This is a genomic window from Rhodococcus sp. UFZ-B548 (assembly GCF_903819475.1).
Lineage (GTDB): Bacteria > Actinomycetota > Actinomycetes > Mycobacteriales > Mycobacteriaceae > Rhodococcus_F > Rhodococcus_F erythropolis.
The window spans coordinates 135,051-150,364 of the sequence record NZ_CAIJDS010000008.1 but is presented as its reverse complement, the minus strand read 5'-3'; the positions used below and the strand labels follow the sequence as shown (position 1 = coordinate 150,364).

Genomic DNA, 15,314 nt, shown 5'->3' with positions numbered 1-15,314 from the left:
TCAGTTCGGGCAACTCTCGGGTGGCAGGTTTTCGGCTGCCCACGTTGTCAGTTCACTGAGAGCGGGGAGCAGCGCCTGCCCCGACGCCGTGAGTTCGTACTCCACAGCGATGGGCGGGCCGGCGTCGACGGTCCGCGTGACCAGGCCCGCACCAGTCAGTTCGGTCAATCGGTCCGAGAGCACGGAGTCGCTGATCTTGCCCACTGCACGCTTGAGTTCCGCAAATCCCGCCGGACCACCGAGGAGCGTCGCCAGGATCACCCCGTTCCAGCGTTTGCCGAGAAAGCTGAAAGCGCGAGCCAACGCCGCGTCACAGACGCGTGGTTGGTGCTCGGCTTCGCTCTTCCCAGACATTGCTTCATCCTAGGCCCGAGGCGACTGTGGCCCGTCAACTCGCCGCAAGAGCGACTCCTGGGCGACGGTTGCAGCCAAGACGCCGTCGCGTGTCCAGAAGTGGCCCGTCGAGAATCCCCGACCGTCAGTGGCGGAGTTGCTTTCCTGGGCGAAGAGCATCCATTCGTCGGCCCGGAAAGGTCGGTGAAACCAGATCGCGTGATCGAGTGACGCCATCAGCACTCGCGAAGGTCCGACCATCAACGACCGGTGGGGCTGGATGTCGAGTGAGGCCGTCGATGCCAAGGACAAGTCCGACGCGTAGGTGAGCACACCAGCGTGGAACAACGGTTCGTCAGGAAAAGCGTGATTCGGTTTGAACCACACCGACTGTGCGACCGACCCCCGCTCGCGCTCACCCTCGTCGGCAACGAATCTCATGTCCATCGCACGATGTGTCTTGTTGTCGCGGAACTCGTCGGCGCGCGCACTCGCCCAGCGCTCGTATGGATCGGGAAGGTCCTCCGGAGCAGGTACGACGGGCATCTCCCCCTGTCGATCGGTGCTGTCCTCCGGAAGTTTGAAGGACACGGACAGTGTGAAGATCGGCGTGCCCAGTTGCAGGGCAGTGACCTGACGGGACCAGTACGTACGTCCGTCACGAAGACGACCGACTTCGTAGGTGATGGGCTGCCGCGGATCGCCTGAGCTGAGGAAGTATCCGTGAAGGGAATGCACCACCGCAGTCGCAGGCACTGTCCGACCAGCGGCGGTCAAGCCCTGTGCCGCGAGATGCCCGCCGAAGATGCGCCCGGGAGAGCCAGCGTGGCAGTACCCATGGAATCTGTCGGGTCCGACGTCGTCCAGGCTCAGCAACGTGTGTAGATCGAAGGACTCGAGTTCTCGAGATTCGGTGAGCGTCACGTCCACAACGTCCCTGCGTCAACGGCTTCAGCGGCAGGGGCCGACGGCAGACCCGGATCGGAGCGGGAAAATCGCGGCGCCGGACGATGCTGAGTGACCCCGTCCAGTTCCACGAGCGAACCACGCTGGGCAACATGGGGATTGGATGAGGCTTCCGCAAACGTCAGAACCGGTGTCGTGCATGCATCGGTGCCGTCGAAGATCGCCGCCCACTCGTCGCGTGTCTTGGACGCGAACACATCGGCAAACACTTTCTTCGTGTGCGGCCATGCACTCTTGTCGTTCTGGCTCGGCAACGTCGCGGGATCAAGTCCCAAACCGGCCAGAAGTAGTGCATAGAACTGTGGTTCGACGGCACCGACTGCCATGTATCTGCCGTCGGATGTCTCGTAAGTGTCGTAGTACGGGGCGCCGGTGTCGAGCATGTTCACACCGCGTTCGTCAGACCAGCGTCCGAGACCGCGGAAACTCCACATCATGTGTGACAGCGCCAGCGTCCCGTCGACCATGGCGGCATCGACAACCTGACCCTGCCCGGACTTCTGTCGCTCGAAGAGCGCTGCAAGTATTCCGAACAACAGAAACATCGAGCCACCACCGAAGTCTCCCACCATGTTGAGCGGCGGAACCGGACGCTCACCGGCACGACCTATCGCGTGCAGGACGCCGGTCAGCGAGATGTAGTTGATGTCGTGTCCGGCAGCCTGCGAAAGCGGCCCCTCCTGACCCCATCCTGTCATCCGGCCGTACACCAGGGCCGGATTCCGTTCCAGCGCAACATCCGGGCCGAGACCGAGCCGCTCGGTGACCCCGGGACGGAAACCCTCGATGAGCACGTCCGCACGCTCGATCAATCCCAGAACGATGTCGACGCCGGCAGGGTCCTTGAGGTCCACCTCGCAGATACGACGCCCACGCTGGGTCTGATCCCGTGGCTGACCGGGACCGGGGATCCGACCGGCGCGCTGAACACGGACGACGTCAGCGCCGAGATCAGCGAGCAACGTCGCTGCGTGGGGACCTGGACCGATTCCGGCAAGCTCTACGACGCGAAGTCCGGCGAGCGGTCCGCGGCCTGTGGTGGTACCCATGATTGTCCCTCGGTTTTCTCTCGTCTCGAAATATTTGTGTAAGTACGGGTTTCAGCCGAGCAATGACGGCAGCGCCCGGGCGAGGTTGCGTTCGTGAATCTGGGAGGCGCCCTCGTAGATTCGCAAGGCACGCACATCCCGCCACATACGCGGTACCGGGTGATTGCCGACGATGCCGACCCCGCCGAGCACCTGCACCGCCCGGTCCCCGACCACCGACGCCATCTCGGTGCAGTACAGCTTTGCCGCGGCAATCCGATGACGCGGCGGCGTTCCGCGGTCGAACTCACGGGCGCAGTCGAGGATCATCGCTCGTCCTGCCTCGAGTTCCGCATAGCTGCGTCCGAGCATCGCCTGCACGGCACCGAACTCGGCCAAAGGTTGGTCGAACTGCTCACGAGAACCCGCGTATTTCATTGCCTCCGCGAGCATCCGAGTCGCCTGACCGACTGCGGTCGCGGCAACGTGGGTGCGAGCCTGGTTGATTCCGCGCATCGCGTGAATCATCCCCAAACCTGTTGCACCGCCGATCAACCGGTCGGCGCTGACCACAACGTCACGCAGGCTGATCTCGGCGACTGGGCCTTCGGCATGACCGTTCATCAATTCAGGCACCCGGGTCTCTACCCCCGGCGATTCCCGATCTACGAGGAAGGATGAAATCTCGCCGTCCGCGGTGCGGGCGAACACCACCAGAACATCAGCCCACGCTCCGTTGGTGATGAAGCGCTTCTCACCGTTGATGACGTAGCCGTCCGGGGTGTTGGTAGCGGTGGCGCGCACGGCGGAGGCGTCACTACCCGCCTGCTCCTCGGTGAGAGCAAACGCCATGACGCACTCCCCCGCCGCCATCGCCGGTAGATACTGTTCACGCTGAGCGTCGGTGCCGTATTCGAGGAGGATCTGCGAAGCCAGTCCGATACTGGTCGAGAATCGGGAACGGTACACCGCCGATGACCGGGTGAACTCGAAAGTCAGCAGCACCTGCTGTTCGACGGTCCACCCCAATCCGCCGACGCTCCTCGGAAGCGTGATGCCGAATAGTCCGACCTCGGCCATCCTTGTCACGAGGTCGGCGGGAACCTCACCAGCAGCGACCATTTCGTTCTCACGAGGAATGAGCTCATTGTCGGTGAAGTCGCGGATCACCTGCCGGTAGGCGTCGAAATCGAGGTCGCGAATCTGTGGGTCGATCACGGTTCTACTCCTGGAAGCATGTTGGGAAGATGGCTGTGTCACCGGTAGGTCTCACGCAGAGTGCGCTTGAGGATCTTCCCTACCGGCGACAGCGGGAGTGCGTCGACAAAATCGACCGACCGCGGCGCCTTGTACCGAGCTATACGCTCGCCGACAAAATCTCGGAGTTCATCACCGCTCGAATTATTTTCAGGTGTGCGCACCACCACTGCATGGACGCGTTCTCCCCATTTGTCGTCGGGTACTCCGATGACCGCGCAACTGCTCACACCGGAATGCTGGGACAGGGCGGCTTCGACTTCGGCACTGTAGACGTTCTCGCCGCCCGAGATGATCATGTCCTTGAGTCGGTCTACGAGAAACACGTAGCCATGCTCGTCCATGAAGCCGAGGTCACCGGTATACATCCATCCACTGCGCACCGCGTGCGCCGTCTCCGCCTCGTTGTTCCAGTAACCCATCATGACGTTCGAGCCCCGCACGACGACCTCACCGATATCGCCGCGCGGAAGCTCTGTGCCGGTTGCGTCGACAATCCGCACCTCGGTGTGTGGCGCAGCACGTCCCACTGATCGAAGTCGTTCCGGGTGATCAGGATTGCGGTGGTCGTCGTCGCGGAGAAGTGTTGCTGCCGGGGCCAACTCGGTCATTCCGTAGCCCTGGCGCAGTCGAAGATCAGGTGATCGTTCGATCAAGCGCCGAACCAGTGGTTCGGGCATCGGCGATGCGCCGTAGGTGATCGAGGTGAGACTGTCGATCGGCAGACCTGTCCGATCAGCGTATTCGAGCATCGCTTGCACCATTGTCGGCACGAGCAGAGATTGTGTAACTTCCTTCTCTGCAATGGTTTCGACGAGTTTCTCGACGGTGAAGTCCCCCATCAAAACGTGCACGGATCCGGTAACCGAGGCCTGGACCAAACCGGCGAAGGCTGCGAGGTGGAACAGGGGCGCCACGTGCAGGGAGCGGCCTGGCAGATTCGGCTCACCACTACCGGCAAGGACTCCGAGCACCGATGTCAGGATCTGGCCTGCGCTCAGCATGACACCTTTGGGGCGGCCTGTAGTTCCGCCGGTGTACATGAGCAACGCCAAGGCATCGGGATCTGCGTGAGTATCGGGAATCGGACCGTGCAGCGCCAAAGCAGAGTCGTAGTCGACCGTATCGCCGGGCAGATCCGCCGCACCGAATACGATCACGGTCTCCAGTACAGCGCACCGATCACGCAGTTCCAGCGCAGCGGGCAGACGCGGTCCGTCCACGAGAAGCACTGTGATTCCGGCATCTTCGATGTGAAATGCCATCTCGTCGGGACTCCAGCGGTTGTTCACCGGGGACGCGACCATCGACGCCCAGGCACAGGCGAAGGAGTACTCGATATACTCGAGACAGTTCGTGGCCAGTATTCCTACCCGGTCACCTCGTTCGAGCCCGTACGACGTGAACATACCGGCCAATCGCGCAACGCGACTCTCCAGTTGAGCGAACGTCAACTGGCGCTGCCCGTCAACGACGGCGATCGCGTCGGGTTCACGCTGGACCGACCGATGTAAACCCTGAGTCAAGTACATTCTCGTTCACTCTCCTGATCCCGATAACAATGTGTTCCAGTTCTTTTCAGCGGCCCGTGAAGTGCGGTACTCGTTTCTCGAGGAATGCCGAGCGCGCTTCCTCCACGTCTTCGGAATACGCGCACGTGATCAGCCGGTCGGCTTCGTCCATCAAGAATTCGGACAGCGGCCGCGACATCGCCGAATCGAGGTTCAGCTTTGCACCACGCACTGCCAACGGTGCCGAAACAGAGAGCCGCTGAACAATTTCCGTAGTCCTCGCTTCCAGCGATTCTTCGGCGAAAGCCTCGTGAATCATTCCGAATGAGGCAGCGCGATCAGCTTTGATTCGTTCGGACAGCAGCATCAATTCCCGCGCCTTCGATGTGCCCGCTGCACGGGTCAGCAACCACGCCATTCCCATGTCACCGGACATTCCAGCCCCCAGGAAGGCCGTGTTGAACATCGCATCGGCTCCGGCATAGCGAAGATCGCACGCCAGAGCGAGACTCAAGCCGGCGCCCGCACAGCCACCGCGAATCACCGCCACCGTAGGCTTGGGAAGCTGCACCAAAGTTGGGATCACCCGTGAAACATCAAGCAAGCGAGTGCGATCCTCTTGCTGTGAATCACCCCGCACTACACGGCTCGACCGATCACCGGACTGATCGCGACCGACCGAAAAGTTCCCTCCGGCGCCCGTGAGCACGACGACTCTCACGGCCTCGTCACCGGCGGCCGACGTAAGCGCGTTCTGCAGCTCGGTGAGCAGCGTGTACGTAATCGCGTTGCGTCGATCCGGTCGGTTCAGAGTCATCGTGGCGACACCGTCATCGACGTCGTAGAGAAGCTCTGCCATGGTTTCCCTCGATTCGTTCAGAATCCGGCCGCTTTGGCGATGATCGTCTTCATCACTTCGTTGGTTCCGCCGTAGATGCGCGACACACGGGTGTCCGCGTACAGACGCGCGATGGGGTATTCCAGCATGTAGCCGTAGCCCCCGTGAAGCTGCAAGCACTTGTCGATGACCTCGGCTGCCGTCTCGGTGCAGAACAGCTTTGCCTTGGCGGCGTCGGCAACACTGAGGTCGCCGGTCTCGTGTAATTCCAGAGCCCGGTCGACCATGCACTGAGCAGCCTCCACCTTGGCGATGCACTCGGCGATGACGAACTTGGTGTTCTGGAACTCCGCCACCGCCTGGCCGAACACCTTGCGGTCACGCACGTAGGCAGAAGCGAACTCGATAGCTCCGACGGCCGCGGCGGTCTGGGTGACCGCGATCATCAGTCGCTCCTGCGGAAGGTTGTTGGCCAGGTAACCGAACGCTGCGCCTTCCTCACCGAGTAGATCCTCGGCCGGCACCCGCACGTCGGTGAAGGAAAGCTCTGCCGTGTCCGAAGTGCGCATGCCGATCTTCTCGAGCTTGCGACCGACCTCGTAGCCTTCGCTCGACGTGTCCACTGCGAGGATGCTCAACCCGGCGCGACGGTTCTCTGCCGTCGGCGGTGACGTACGGCAGATCACGAGAACCCGATCAGCCTGAACGCCGCCGGTGATGAATGTCTTTGCGCCGTTGAGAACATAGTGAGTGCCGTCCTCGGACCGTTTGGCCGTGGTCTTGATGCCCGCCAGGTCCGAGCCGGTGCCCGGTTCGGTCATCGCGATGGCAGTCATCATGTCGCCACTGATGAAATCGGGCAGCCAACGCTGCTTCTGCTCTTCAGTTCCGTAGGTCAGGATGTATGGCAGGACCAGGCCGGTGTGTACACCGAATGCGCCAAAGCTGACTGCCGCACGAGCCGTCTCTTCGGTCAGGGCAGCCTGGAACTTGAAGCTTGTTTCACCCGCTCCGCCGTACTGCACGGGAACCGTCATTCCGAGAACGCCGAGCTTGCCGAGCTGGCGATAGAAGTCGCGGGGCACCATGCCCTCGCGCTCCCAATCGGAGAAGTTGGGCACTACCTCGGCTTCGATGAAGCTACGGATGACCTTGCGGAAATCCTCGTGCTCTTCGTTGAATACTGTGCGCTGCATTGTTTCTCCTGGATATTGTGAAATGAAAGTGAGTAGTGCTCAGCCGAGGATTCGCACCCGATCGCGGGTGGCGTTGACGGCGCAGAGCGCGATGACGGCACCGATGACAGTCGCGATTCCGAAGATCTGGAATGCGGTGGCGTATCCCTCGGCCGGGGTTGCGGCGCTGTCGACGATGACGCCGGTGAGGTAGGGAGCGATCAGACCGCCGGTGGCCATCAGAGCCATGAAAACACCCAGTACCGAGGCCATTTGCTGTGGTGGGCAGATTTCGGAGATCGCTGCGTTGAACTGCGGAATGATGACCGTCCCGATGCCGTAACCCACTGATACCACGAGCACCGCAACGATCGGAGTCTTGATGAACGGCATGCTGACGAGGGCAAGCCCACAGATCAGCAGAGCAATTCCGGGAACGATGCCGCGCAGGATCCGAGAGCTGGCACCCCGCGCCATCAGCCTGTCACTGATCGACGTGCACAGGAACATGAAGAACAGTCCCGCGATGCTGGGAATGCCGAACATGGTTCCCGCCTGAACCCGCGAGTATCCAAGTCCCACTTCGAAGTACGACGGCAGCCACGTGAGCACCACCGTGATGAGAGCGTACATGGTGAACACCGCGGCAAGCGCACCGAGGAATGTCGGCGTGAAGAAGATCTTCGTCAGCGGCACCTTGGCGACAACCACCGAGTCTGTGGCCGTTGTGGTCTCCCGCTCGGACTTCCTGACCGGCCGCTGCATGTACGGCCCCTCTTTCCAGGTGAACAACCACAGGACGCACCAGACCACGCCGACCCCGGCAAGGATGATGAACGTTGCTCGCCACCCCCAACTGGCTACAGCCAAGGCCATCAGCGGCGCGATCGCAATCTTCGCGATAGAGGCACCGGAAGCCAGGAAAGCTCCTGGCAGACCACGCTTTTCCGCAGGATGCCACGAGTAGACACCCGTGTGAACCAGCGCACCCGCTGGTCCCTCGAAGAATCCGAGCATCATGCGCGTGAACAGAAGCATGCCGAAACCGGCAACCACGACGAGCGGGATCATCGACGCTGCCCACCCCAGTGAGAGCAGAACCAGCAACCACCGCAGCGACATCCACTTGTGCAGTACCCCGGCAAAGAAGCCACCGACGGTGAAGGCCAGGAAGAATGCACTGCCGACCAGTCCGATCTGTGCAGAGGTCAGCCCGAATTCCTTGGCCAGCGGCTGTGCAACCAGGCCGAAGACTGCCTTGTCAGCCCAGTTGACGACGACAAGGAGAACGAGAACTCCGGTGAGCCCCCATGCCCGCACTCGGGATTCCCCTACTTCTCGCGGTGGTGCGGCGGTGGGAAGAGCCGGCTTGCTCAACGTCATTCTCATCGATCCTCTCAGGCAAGTGCGACAACTGCGCCACGGAGTGAGCGCAATGCGAAACAGAAGCTGGGTGAACTGATCTCAGCACCGAAGTACTGGATGCGGGACTCGGAGACCGGTCCGGTGCGAACCTGACGTGGCCGCTTCGACCGTCAGGCACCTACTCTGTGACGCACGCCACCTTGCCGCCCAGAAAGTAAATCATCAATCGGCATGCTGACGCAATAGTCTCGCAAAATCATCCACACACCTCGGCGAACCATCGAAAATTGCAACGAAAGTCCCACGTAAAGACGCACTGTGATCCAGTAGACAAAACTCGAATCGTGGTGTTAAGTAAATTTCCATCCGATCATTTAGGAGACAATCGTGACCAGAAAAGTCCATGTTGCCGGAGTGGGAATGATCCCGTTCACCAAGCCGGGCAAGAGCGAGAACTACAACGTCATGGGAGAGACCGCCGCCCGTGCCGCCCTCGACGACGCCGGTATCGACTACTCGCTGGTCCAGCAGGCCTATGCCGGCTACGTTTACGGCGATTCCACTGCCGGACAGGCCGCCGTCTACGGTCTCGGGCTCACCGGAATCCCGGTCATCAACGTCAACAACAACTGCGCCACAGGCTCGTCGGCCCTTTTCCTCGCACGCCAAGCCGTCGCGAGTGGCGCCGTCGAATGCGCATTGGCTGTCGGCTTCGAGCAGATGAAACCCGGTGCGCTCAAGCGGGTCTGGGACGACCGCCCAGCCCCGATGTTCCGTTTCGACGATCTGATGACCGAGATCCAAGGCGTCCACGACGCACCGCGCGCAGCCCAGATGTTCGGTGGCGCAGGACTTTCGCACATGGAGAAGTACGGCACCAAGCCCGAGACCTTCGCAAAGATCTCGGTCAAGGCCCGTAAGCACGCGGCCAACAATCCCAACGCGGTCTTCCGTGATCTTCTCACCGAAGAGCAGGTGCTGGAGTCACCGCACATCTTCGGCCCGCTCACTCGTTACCAGTGCTGCCCACCCACCTGTGGCGCCGCTGCCGCTGTCGTCTGCAGCGAAGAGTTCGCCCGCAAGCACGGACTGGCGGCTGACGTAGTGATCGAGGCACAGGCCCTGACCACCGATACACCAAGCACTTTCGAGGACCGCGACATGATGAAGGTCGTCGGCTACGACATGACGGCTGCCGCAGCTGCGCAGGTTTACGAAGCCGCAGGCATCGGACCTGAGGACGTTCAGGTCGTGGAACTGCACGACTGCTTCTCCGCCAACGAACTCATCACGTACGAAGGTCTTGGCCTCACGCCCGAAGGTACTGCCGAGAAGTTCATCCTGGACGGCGACAACACCTACGGCGGACGAGTAGTCACCAACCCGTCGGGAGGCCTGCTGTCAAAGGGCCACCCCCTCGGCGCCACCGGTCTTGCCCAGTGCGCCGAACTGGTCTGGCAACTGCGCGGTCAGGCCGGCAAGCGGCAGGTCGAAGGAGCACGAATCGGACTGCAGCACAACCTCGGACTCGGCGGTGCGTGTGTGGTCAGCATCTTCAAGAAGGTGGGCTGACATGGCGCTCGATCCGTCCGTCGTCGGAACGATCATCCCGGGCCACGAGGCACTGGTCGAGCGCGGACGCCTGCGCTTCTTCGCCCAGGCCATCGGTGAGACCAACCCGATCTACGGAGACGTCGAGGCCGCCAAGGCTGCGGGGCATCGTGACCTGGTCGTACCGCCGACATTCCTGTTTTGCCTCGACATGGAAAAACCGGACCCGTTTGCCCTGGTCCGATCGCTGAAAATCGACATGAGGTACGTCCTGCACGGCGAGCAGTCCTTCGAATATCACGCACTCGCCTATGCCGGCGACACACTTGCCTACAACGGCAAGGTCACGGACGTGTACTCGAAGAAGAACGGCGCCTTGGACTTCCTTGTCCGGACCGCCGAGGTCACCCGCGACGGCGAGTTGATCGCCCGCCTCACCAACACCCTGGTCGTTCGAAACCCTAAGGCGCAGAAATGAAAACAGGAGACGTTCTTCCCTCCCTGGAATTGCCCGAGATCAGTCGCACCACTCTCGCGCTCTACGCCGGCGCTTCGGGTGACCACAATCCGATGCACATCGATCTCGACGTCGCTCGCTCCGGCGGAATGGACGACGTGTTCGCACACGGCATGCTCTCGATGGCCTACCTCGGTCGATTGCTGACCAATTACGTTCTGCAGGAACGCATCCGCACCTACAGTGTTCGCTTTGCCTCCATCACACCGCTGCACGCCAAGCCGACGTGCACCGGGACCGTCACCAAGGTCGAGGACGGCCTGGCCCATCTCGATATTGCCGTCACTCTCTCCGACGGCACCGTCACCCTGCGCGGCGACGCCGTCGTAGCCGCTTGAAAACTCTCTCTACCGAAAGGAACCCCGACATGGGCAAGCTCGACAACAGGACAGCACTCGTCACCGGATCCGGCCGCGGTATCGGCCGCGCCATCGCCATGAAGTTCGCCGCGGAAGGCGCGAGCGTCGTAGTCAACGATCTTGATCCGGGCCCGGCCAAGGAGACGGTCGAGGAGATCATCGCGGCCGGTGGCAAGGCAGTGGCGTGCGTCGGTTCGGTCACCGAAGAAGGTTTTGCGGATCGATTCGTCAACACCGCAATCGATACCTTCGGCGGCCTCGACATCATCGTCAACAATGCCGGGTTCACCTGGGACAACGTCATCCAGAAGATGACCGACGAGCAGTGGGACACGATTCTCGATCTGCATCTGAAGGCACCGTTCCAGATCCTGCGCGCCGCTCAGCCCTACATCAAGGCCAATCCCACCGACTACCACCGCAAGGTTGTCAACATCTCCTCCAATGCCGGAGTGGTGGGCAATGCCGGACAGTCCAACTACGCAGCCGCCAAGGCCGGGATCATCGGCTTGAGCAAGACCCTTGCGCGTGAGTGGGGTCGTTACAAGGTCAACGTCAATGCCGTTGCGTACGGTCTGATCAACACCCGCCTGACGGAAGCGTCGGCAGACGGTAACTCGACCATCGACGTCGAGGGTCGCGAGATCAAAGTCGGCGTCAACCCGCAGCTCCTGGCGGCAGCCGAGCGGACCATCCCACTGGGCCGCGCCGGACGTCCGGACGAAGCGGCCGGCGCGGTATTTGCGCTCTGCCTGCCCGAAACCGACTACGTCAGCGGCCAGTGCCTGGTGTGCGACGGCGGCAGTCGCTGACCTCACGTTTCCCGAAAGGAGCGGTCCCCATGTACTTGACTCAGTCTCTGCAACGATCAATGCAGCAACGCCCTGACCAACCCATGACCGTGTGTGGGGACCGTATCCGCACCTGCGCCGAGGTCGGCGGGAGAGTAACCCGTCTTGCGGGCGCTTTCCGTGACCTCGGTGTGCAGGTAGGCGATCGCGTCGCGATACTGTCGCTCAACTCCGATCGCTATCACGAGTACTTTTTTGCCACCTGGTGGATGGGAGGCGCTGTCAATCCGCTCAACACCAGATGGAGCGCTGCCGAGATCGCTTTTGCGCTGGACGATTCCGATACACGAGTGCTGGTCGTCGACGACACCTTTCTGCCGCTACTCGACGAGGTACGGGTGTTGTTCCCACAGCTCGCCGTAGTGATACATGCCGGCGAACTGCCGACGCCGGCGGGTGCTCTCGACTACGAGAATCTGATCGCCTCGAGCGAACCCACACCGGACCTGCGACTCGGCGGTGACACCCTGGCCGGAATCTTCTATACCGGCGGAACCAGCGGTCACCCCAAGGGGGTCATGCTCACCCACGCCAACCTCGTGACGTCGAGCCTCGGCGCAGTGGCCAGTAACAGAACGCCTGGTACCGACGGCCTGGCTCTGATCACCGCCCCGATGTTTCATCTTGCGTCGCTGGCAAATTGGATCGGCCGTAACACTGTCGAGGCGACGTTGGTGATTCAGCCAAGTTTCGAACCGGCCACCGCACTGCGCTTGATCGAGCAGCACAAAGTTACGTCGATGCTGTTGGTACCCAAGATGATTCAAATGCTGATTCGTCATCCGGACCGGACGAACCGGGACCTGTCCAGCATCCTCGCCGTGCAGTACGGTGCTTCCCCGATCTCCGAAACCTTGCTTCGGCAAGCGCAACAGGCTTTTCCGCAGGCAGCCTTCATGCAGGGGTACGGCATGACCGAGGCCGGACCCGGACTCACCAGCCTGAGCGCAGAAGATCACGTCGACGCGACCCGCCTGAAATCTGCCGGTCGGCCGATGGGACACGTCGAGATTCAGGTGGTCGACGAGAACGGAAACGAGCTTCCTCGCGGTGAGGTCGGCGAAATCATCGCCCGCGGCGGCAACATCATGTGCGGCTACTGGAATCGGCCGGAAGAAACACGATCGGCATTGCGCGACGGTTGGCTGTACACCGGCGACGGAGGCTACATGGACGAAGCCGGGTATCTCTTCGTCGTGGATCGGCTCAAGGACATGATCATCTCGGGTGGTGAGAACGTCTATTCGACGGAGGTCGAAAACGCTCTGGCCACACATCCGGACGTGATCAGCTGCGCTGTGATCGGCGTACCCGACGATCAGTACGGCGAACGAGTCCACGCAGTCCTGGTCGTGCGTCCCGGGGTGTCTCTGACGTGCGAAGAAGTCCGCGCACACTCGAAGACGCTGATTGCCGGCTACAAGTCTCCGCGAAGTATCACCATCGTCGAGCAAATGCCCGTGTCCCCGGCTGGCAAGATACTCAAGAGAGAACTCCGCAGGCAGTTCTCCGACTTGGCAACCAGCACCATCACCTGACCACGCCACCGACCTCGAGGGCCCCATGACGATCGATACATCGGACGGCACACCTGCGGCCTCGCCGGACCGGCCGGCCGCGCCGAAAACGACCCCGAAGAAGACGCTGCGCCCACGCAACCGCAAGGCGCAGATCATCACCGAGGCTCGTGAACAGTTCGGCCGCTCGGGGTACCACAACGTCAGCATGGAAGGCATCGCGTCTGCGGTGGGCATCACCGCAGGCGCGCTGTACCGCCACTTCCCGAACAAGCAGGAACTCCTCGCGCAGGCAATGCTCGACGGCTCGTCTTCGATCCTCGCGATCCTCGACGAGGTCGATCGAACCGATTCCAAGGTGGTCTTCACGGCACTGGTTCGTTACGGACTCGACAACAACTTCCGTAGTCTTCTCTTCGATCAGGAGGCCCGTAACCTGACCCCTGAGCGCAGAACGGAGGCGCGTGCCGGAGTTCGGGAAGTCACGAGCCGGGTCGCAGCCGCCCTTCGACACGAGCGTCCCGACCTGTCGGTTCCCGATTCCGTCGTTCTGGGGTGGGCACTCACCAGTATCGCGTTCAGCCCCGCTCGACACCGCACGACGCTTCCTCGAAAGCGCTTCGAGGCTTTGTTGGCCAGGTTGTTCGATGTCGTTCGTACCGCTCCGGCCCTTCCCGAGGAGCCGGCGGCACAGCCGCAGCCGACTTCGAACTTCAGCCACACTTCGCGTCGCGAAAGTTTGATGGGCGCCGCAATCACGCTGTTCGATCAACGCGGCTACCGATCCGTCACGATGGACGACATCGGCAGCGCCGCCGGTGTTCCGAGTTCGAGCATCTACACCCATTTCGGAAGTAAAGCCGAAGTGCTGCAAGCAATTCTGGCCCGCGGGAACGAAACACTCCGGCTCGGCCTGGTCCAGGCTTTGAGGAACGCAGACTCACGCGAAGACGCGATTGCCCGCGTCGTACATTCGTACACCAATTCGGTGATCTCACCTGACAGCGCGATTGCCATTCTCATCGAAGAAACAGCGAACTTGCCCGAAGAAGCGCAGGCCTCGACGCACATTGCACAACGCGAGTACATCGACGAGTGGGTACACCTGCTCGGCAACGAAACCGCGGATGCACGGGCGACGGTGTTGGCAACCATCAGCATGATCAACGACCTCACGCGCGTCCGACTCGAATCACGACAGTGCGCGATCGAGGATCTGGCGGTGAGGATTCTCGCCACCCAGACGGTCTGACTCGTCACTCCCCAGCGCTGAACCCTACGACTGGTGCTACCGTATCCAAGTACTTTCTTTTTACTAGCAACTAGCTTTACCGGGTAACGCTCGGATGAGCTACAACGGAAACGGAACCACCGATGTCACTCGACGCAGCCACCCCATTTACCGCACATCAGCTCGACGCAGCCGGCCGTGAACTGCTCTTCACAGCAGCCCGCACGGCAAACTCCTTCTCCAACGAACCGGTCACCGACGACGAACTGACTGCGATCTGGGAGCTCGCGAAGTGGGCACCGACCGCGGCCAACACCAATCCACTGCGCGTGCTGTTCGTGCGTACGGAGGAGGGCAAAGCGCGCCTCGTCGAGCACATGTCCGACGGCAACAAGGCCAAGACCGCATCGGCGCCTGCTGTCGCGGTTCTTGCCGTTGACACCAAGTTCTACGAGCACATTCCGGCACTGTTCCCCATCCGTCCGGAGATGAAGGACTACTTCGAGTCCGACGACGCTGCCGCCACATCGAGCAGCAAGTTCAACGCCGCACTGCAGGCTGGTTACGTGATCCTCGCGATTCGGGCGCAGGGCCTGGTCGCCGGCCCGATGGCCGGCTTCGACGCCGACGGCATCGACGGCGAGTTCTTCGCGGACGGACGCTTCAAGACCACCCTGGTGGTCAACATCGGCCATCCCGGCGAGAACCCGTGGTTCGACCGTCTGCCGCGGCTGTCCAATGAGGATGCGCTCAGCTGGGCCTGAGGCCGATTCGTACAGTTCCCACAATGCGGGAGGGTTCTCCGGAGCCCTCCC

Annotated in this window: 15 protein-coding genes; 7 read left to right on the top strand and 8 right to left on the bottom strand. The window is 61.7% G+C overall.

Translation table 11 applies throughout. The features are described 5' to 3' along the window. Genes H7C86_RS10560 through H7C86_RS10525 form a run of 8 tightly spaced genes read right to left on the bottom strand, consistent with a single transcriptional unit; the run spans position 1 to position 8,428 of the window. On the bottom strand, positions 1-354 hold the full coding sequence (locus tag H7C86_RS10560) for a helix-turn-helix domain-containing protein (RefSeq protein WP_182261526.1): 354 nt from the start codon (positions 352-354) through the stop codon (positions 1-3). A 9-nt stretch (positions 355-363) separates the two neighbouring features. After that, positions 364-1,257: an acyl-CoA thioesterase II gene (locus H7C86_RS10555; protein WP_182261525.1), complete on the bottom strand. Its 894-nt coding sequence runs from the start codon at positions 1,255-1,257 to the stop codon at positions 364-366. Continuing rightward, positions 1,254-2,348, bottom strand: a complete 1,095-nt coding sequence (locus H7C86_RS10550) for a CaiB/BaiF CoA-transferase family protein (RefSeq protein WP_060938062.1) — start codon at positions 2,346-2,348, stop codon at positions 1,254-1,256. The genes H7C86_RS10555 and H7C86_RS10550 overlap by 4 nt, the downstream gene beginning before the upstream one ends. A gap of 51 nt (positions 2,349-2,399) precedes the next feature. Further along, positions 2,400-3,545: an acyl-CoA dehydrogenase family protein gene (locus H7C86_RS10545; RefSeq protein WP_020970668.1), complete on the bottom strand. Its 1,146-nt coding sequence runs from the start codon at positions 3,543-3,545 to the stop codon at positions 2,400-2,402. 38 nt (positions 3,546-3,583) lie between these two features. Continuing rightward, complete coding sequence (locus H7C86_RS10540) at positions 3,584-5,116, bottom strand: long-chain fatty acid--CoA ligase (RefSeq protein ID WP_182261524.1); 1,533 nt, start codon at positions 5,114-5,116, stop codon at positions 3,584-3,586. 46 nt (positions 5,117-5,162) lie between these two features. Beyond that, the gene (locus H7C86_RS10535) at positions 5,163-5,954 is read right to left on the bottom strand and encodes an enoyl-CoA hydratase/isomerase family protein (RefSeq protein ID WP_133727042.1); all 792 of its coding nucleotides are present in this window, start codon (positions 5,952-5,954) and stop codon (positions 5,163-5,165) included. A gap of 17 nt (positions 5,955-5,971) precedes the next feature. Then, complete coding sequence (locus H7C86_RS10530) at positions 5,972-7,129, bottom strand: acyl-CoA dehydrogenase family protein (RefSeq protein ID WP_020908988.1); 1,158 nt, start codon at positions 7,127-7,129, stop codon at positions 5,972-5,974. 39 nt (positions 7,130-7,168) lie between these two features. Next, on the bottom strand, positions 7,169-8,428 hold the full coding sequence (locus tag H7C86_RS10525) for an MFS transporter (RefSeq protein WP_081098313.1): 1,260 nt from the start codon (positions 8,426-8,428) through the stop codon (positions 7,169-7,171). A gap of 432 nt (positions 8,429-8,860) precedes the next feature. Between H7C86_RS10525 and H7C86_RS10520 the strand changes: the two genes are divergently transcribed. The 7 genes from H7C86_RS10520 (at position 8,861) to H7C86_RS10490 (ending at position 15,263) form a co-directional block, all read left to right on the top strand. Further along, a complete protein-coding gene (locus tag H7C86_RS10520; protein ID WP_020908990.1) occupies positions 8,861-10,045 on the top strand; it encodes a lipid-transfer protein in 1,185 nt (394 codons plus the stop codon). A gap of 1 nt (position 10,046) precedes the next feature. Then, positions 10,047-10,502 (top strand): MaoC family dehydratase N-terminal domain-containing protein, encoded by a 456-nt coding sequence (locus H7C86_RS10515; protein ID WP_020970674.1) that lies wholly within the window; start codon positions 10,047-10,049, stop codon positions 10,500-10,502. Continuing rightward, on the top strand, positions 10,499-10,879 hold the full coding sequence (locus H7C86_RS10510) for a MaoC/PaaZ C-terminal domain-containing protein (RefSeq protein WP_070795733.1): 381 nt from the start codon (positions 10,499-10,501) through the stop codon (positions 10,877-10,879). The genes H7C86_RS10515 and H7C86_RS10510 overlap by 4 nt, the downstream gene beginning before the upstream one ends. A 29-nt stretch (positions 10,880-10,908) precedes the next feature. Beyond that, positions 10,909-11,712, top strand: a complete 804-nt coding sequence (locus H7C86_RS10505; protein WP_020908993.1) for an SDR family NAD(P)-dependent oxidoreductase — start codon at positions 10,909-10,911, stop codon at positions 11,710-11,712. A 29-nt stretch (positions 11,713-11,741) separates the two neighbouring features. Beyond that, positions 11,742-13,289 carry a long-chain-fatty-acid--CoA ligase gene (locus H7C86_RS10500; protein WP_182261523.1) on the top strand — a complete coding sequence of 516 codons (1,548 nt, stop codon included), beginning with the start codon at positions 11,742-11,744 and terminating at the stop codon, positions 13,287-13,289. Positions 13,290-13,314: 25 nt separating this feature from the next. Next, positions 13,315-14,520, top strand: a complete 1,206-nt coding sequence (locus H7C86_RS10495) for a TetR/AcrR family transcriptional regulator (protein WP_029256170.1) — start codon at positions 13,315-13,317, stop codon at positions 14,518-14,520. A gap of 122 nt (positions 14,521-14,642) precedes the next feature. Beyond that, positions 14,643-15,263, top strand: a complete 621-nt coding sequence (locus H7C86_RS10490; protein WP_046379221.1) for a malonic semialdehyde reductase — start codon at positions 14,643-14,645, stop codon at positions 15,261-15,263. Positions 15,264-15,314 lie beyond the last annotated feature (51 nt).

What these genes read in the sequence shown, in the direction of transcription:
- H7C86_RS10560 (WP_182261526.1), bottom strand. Translation starts at nt 354, where the DNA reads ATGTCTGGGAAGAGCGAAGCCGAGCACCAACCACGCGTCTGTGACGCG.
- H7C86_RS10550 (WP_060938062.1), bottom strand. Translation starts at nt 2,348, where the DNA reads ATGGGTACCACCACAGGCCGCGGACCGCTCGCCGGACTTCGCGTCGTA.
- H7C86_RS10540 (WP_182261524.1), bottom strand. Translation starts at nt 5,116, where the DNA reads ATGTACTTGACTCAGGGTTTACATCGGTCGGTCCAGCGTGAACCCGAC.
- H7C86_RS10535 (WP_133727042.1), bottom strand. Translation starts at nt 5,954, where the DNA reads ATGGCAGAGCTTCTCTACGACGTCGATGACGGTGTCGCCACGATGACT.
- H7C86_RS10530 (WP_020908988.1), bottom strand. Translation starts at nt 7,129, where the DNA reads ATGCAGCGCACAGTATTCAACGAAGAGCACGAGGATTTCCGCAAGGTC.
- H7C86_RS10515 (WP_020970674.1), top strand. Translation starts at nt 10,047, where the DNA reads ATGGCGCTCGATCCGTCCGTCGTCGGAACGATCATCCCGGGCCACGAG.
- H7C86_RS10510 (WP_070795733.1), top strand. Translation starts at nt 10,499, where the DNA reads ATGAAAACAGGAGACGTTCTTCCCTCCCTGGAATTGCCCGAGATCAGT.
- H7C86_RS10505 (WP_020908993.1), top strand. Translation starts at nt 10,909, where the DNA reads ATGGGCAAGCTCGACAACAGGACAGCACTCGTCACCGGATCCGGCCGC.
- H7C86_RS10500 (WP_182261523.1), top strand. Translation starts at nt 11,742, where the DNA reads ATGTACTTGACTCAGTCTCTGCAACGATCAATGCAGCAACGCCCTGAC.
- H7C86_RS10495 (WP_029256170.1), top strand. Translation starts at nt 13,315, where the DNA reads ATGACGATCGATACATCGGACGGCACACCTGCGGCCTCGCCGGACCGG.
- H7C86_RS10490 (WP_046379221.1), top strand. Translation starts at nt 14,643, where the DNA reads ATGTCACTCGACGCAGCCACCCCATTTACCGCACATCAGCTCGACGCA.